The sequence below is a fragment of the Mesorhizobium sp. LNHC229A00 genome (assembly GCF_000502415.1).
Lineage (GTDB): Bacteria > Pseudomonadota > Alphaproteobacteria > Rhizobiales > Rhizobiaceae > Mesorhizobium.
In genome coordinates, this window is the sequence record NZ_AYWQ01000071.1 from 1 (window position 1) to 3440 (window position 3440).

Here is a 3440-nt window from a genome sequence, read left to right on the forward strand (position 1 = left end):
ATCACAAAGCGCCTGGACCGCAGGACCGTCATGTGGACCATGACGCTGCTGCTGATCCTGTCGGACGTTCTGGCGGCCGGCGCGTGGTCGCTGGCGGTTCTCCTGACTGCACGCGTCGTGCTCGGCATAGCGCTCGGAGGCTTCTGGTCGATGTCGGCAGCACTGGCGATGCGGCTCGTTCCAAGCCACCTCCTGTCGCGCGCTATGTCGATCATCCTCACCGGCGTTTCCATAGCTACCGTCTGCGCAGCTCCAATCGGCGCTTATGTCGGCGATATCTGGGGATGGCGAAGCGCCTTCATGCTCGCCGCAGCCGGCGCCGCCGCTACACTGCTCGTGCAACTCATAACCATTCCGAGACTGCCTCCGATTGGAGTGGCTAGCTTCCGAAGCCTGCTGGATGTGGCCAAGATTCCGATGGTCAAAATTGCGCTTTTGGTCGTCCTGCTGGTCGCTTCCGGCCACTTCGCCGGAATCACCTATATCCGCGCCTTCCTCGAGAAGATTCCCGCGCTGGATGTCGAGACGATCTCGCTTGTGTTGCTGGCTTTTGGCATCAGCGGATTCTTCGGCAATCTGGCCGGCGGGCTTCTGGCCGAGTACAGTCTCAAGGCAGTCGCGGCCCTTGCACCGCTGCTCATAGCGATAGCCGCTGTTTCGCTGCTGACGGCGGGAGCATCGGCCTTGGCCTCGGCGATTGCTGTTGCCGCGTGGGGGTTTGCCTTCGGCGCCGTGCCAGTGGGATTGCAGACGTGGATGGTACGGAGGGCCGTTCCCGAGCAGGCCCAAAGCGCCGGTGTGCTGCTGGTCACAGTATTCCAAGTGGCAATCGCAGCCGGCGCGATTTTCGGCGGACTATTGGTGGAGAATGCGGGGATTACAAGCGCCATTGCCTACAGTGCTGTTGCCACGTTCGTCGCTGCCCTCATAGTGTTCCTGGTCGGCCCGAAGCGCGAAACCTAGAGCAGAATCTGATCACTCAGGCTCGTATCCTGCGGCGCAGAAGTAGTTTGAGCACTCCTCGNGCGCCATTGCCTACAGTGCTGTTGCCACGTTCGTCGCTGCCCTCATAGTGTTCCTGCTCGGCCCGAAGCGCGAAACCTAGACCGCCTGACAGAAGAGGCCTCAGCAGCGCAGCGCGGCGACAGATGCAATCGCATGCACGGCGCGGCGCGATCCTCCGCTTGCATGGACCAGCGGAAGCGCTGCGTCGGCTTCACCTCCGGGCCATGGCGACCGACACCGGCATCTGCCGCACCGTTAAAGCCAACGTACAGCGACCTTAGAGGCTCGCGCATACGCATCTGAGACACTCAAGGGTAGAAATTTCCTAAAATGCAAGACGATAAGAAAGCCTCTCGGTTTGGCGTTGATCGTTGACACAAGTGCTATATCAGCGGTCTGCGTCCCTGAGCTCCACGTCAGGAACATACTGTCGGATGCAGACTATCCGACTCGACGGACGATGCAGTGTTCATCGAACTGCGCCGCAGACTGAGTGAATATACGGCGTGATATACGCTGAATTCGAGCAACCGTACAAAATTGGCCGCACTGAGCTGGCGCAAACATCGATGTCGTACGTAACGTAAGATCTCAAGCAGGTTCGCGGAGGAAAACGAGTTCGTCACAGCTCTGCGCGCCGGCGAGTAAGGACTGATTGCACGAATGCAAAGCATGAGGGACCATTACTACCGACTTGAGCATCGTTTGGAGGACTGCGATATCCCCANACGAATGCAAAGCATGAGGGACCATTACTACCGACTTGAGCATCGTTTGGAGGACTGCGATATCCCCATATGAGAGATTGGGTTCGGCACCGAAAGCAGCAATGCCGATCCATCGCGACCCTGAGCTTTAGCCTCCGGACGTTCGGCGCTTGCTTGCCAATCAACCAGCACCGTCGGGCCAGCGGATCTCGAATCCGCCGGTTCCAATGGGCCAGGCCAGGCCAAAGCCGTTGCAAACGCCAGACTTAGATCGTTCTTGCTCGTCACCTTCGCACCGACAAGGATTACCTGTCGGCCAATCCACCGCTGATGCTGGCGGTAGTCGAGCAACTGGCCGATCGCGGTGCGAATGGCGAAGCGCATCGTAGCCGCATCAGCAGGCTTGATCTCGACCATCACTTCCGGCATTGCGTCAACCGCAAACCGAAGGTCGTCGCGAAAACAAGCGGGAAAATCAATCCGCGGATATCGCTCGCTGAGAAACGAACGAACTGTTTGTGCAGATTGTCATGCTGAGGATGGACATTGATCTCGTACTTCCGCACATACCGTTTGTAGACGTCGGACGCTGCCGCTCCAGCCGGTCGGCCACGACCTCCATCATGATCGGGCGATGCCCCGACGGGAGCGACTGGCTCGCCTTCGATAAATGCCTTTACTCTCTTGACGAATGCTCTGGCGGATCGATCTGTCGTATCGTTCGCATACCACCAGCTTGCCTGGCCACTCCACCCTTTGCCACGCCGCAATCGTAGGTGCCTATCCTCCGGGGGTAGCACGAATGCATTTTCGGCGAGCGTCCCAGCCCTGAACGACCTGATCTTATCCTTGTAGTGCTGGGCGGNGCGCACCTGCCGATCCAATTCGCCCTTAATCGTCTCGAAGCGCCGTAAACGTACCCGTCATCGGCTGCAACAAAGTTGCATTCTTCCGCGCAATAACCCTGCTTACTCGGAAATGCCCCGCCACCGAGAGGCGGGTCATCCGCGCTCCGCCCGGCGTAGTCGTTCATCCACGCAACATTGCAGAACAAGATAGGCATTTCTCAACCTCTATCGAAGGGACGTCATGACGGAATTCGATCGAAAGTTCCTATGTCAGACGGTTGGTCAGTTGAACCGCATCGTTTGAGGCGAATTCTAATCGAGCCTATTCCAGCTGGTGGATGGTAGATGCTGGGACAACAGCCTTGGCGATTTCACACAGGTGCTTGTGGTGCGTGAGATAGATGACCTGACCTGTGTTCGCCATCTCCCCAAACAATCTGAAAACCTCCTCCGAGCGAACATGGTCAAAGGTTTCCATGATATCGTCGGCAATGAAGGGAACCGAGGGCCGGAATTGCGCGAACTCGTAATAACCGGCGAGCCTCAGTGCCAGGTAGAGCTGAAAGCGCGCGCCCTTCGAAAGCGCGTCAGCGAGCTTCGATTGCCCGTCGCGCTGCACCGCGATGAGAACCTCGCCGCCTTTCACGGGCTGGGTTGTAAGGCCTGAATACTGCCCACGGGTCATTAGCTTGAATGCGTCTGATGCACGCGCCATCATCCCCGAACGGTGGTTCTCACGGTAGATCCGCAAAGCATTTCCAGCCGACATGATGCCGAGCTTCAGCTCGATGTAACGAACGGCCTTCTCCTCGATTTCCAACAGCGTTGTGCGCCGTTCGGCATCCAGGCGTGCAACCGCGCTGTCGCCGCCGATGGCGTC

2 protein-coding genes and 1 pseudogene are annotated in these 3440 nt (G+C 58.3%); 1 reads left to right on the plus strand and 2 read right to left on the minus strand.

Annotated elements, in window-relative coordinates:
• Positions 1-963 (plus strand): MFS transporter (locus X742_RS140555; RefSeq protein ID WP_023775583.1); only part of this gene is annotated, 963 nt, incomplete at its 5' end.
• A 797-nt stretch (positions 964-1760) separates the two neighbouring features.
• On the opposite strand, the gene X742_RS140550 is transcribed toward X742_RS140555, so the two are convergent.
• Both X742_RS140550 and X742_RS1000000175090 read right to left on the minus strand, forming a co-directional pair.
• Positions 1761-2141 carry a hypothetical protein gene (locus X742_RS140550; protein WP_023775584.1) on the minus strand — a complete coding sequence of 127 codons (381 nt, stop codon included), beginning with the start codon at positions 2139-2141 and terminating at the stop codon, positions 1761-1763.
• Positions 2142-2882: 741 nt separating this feature from the next.
• Positions 2883-3440: pseudogene (locus X742_RS1000000175090) on the minus strand (hypothetical protein); the annotation flags it as partial.

Coding starts and splice junctions, on each gene's coding strand:
- X742_RS140550 (WP_023775584.1), bottom strand. CDS start 2,141: ATGCCGGAAGTGATGGTCGAGATCAAGCCTGCTGATGCGGCTACGATG.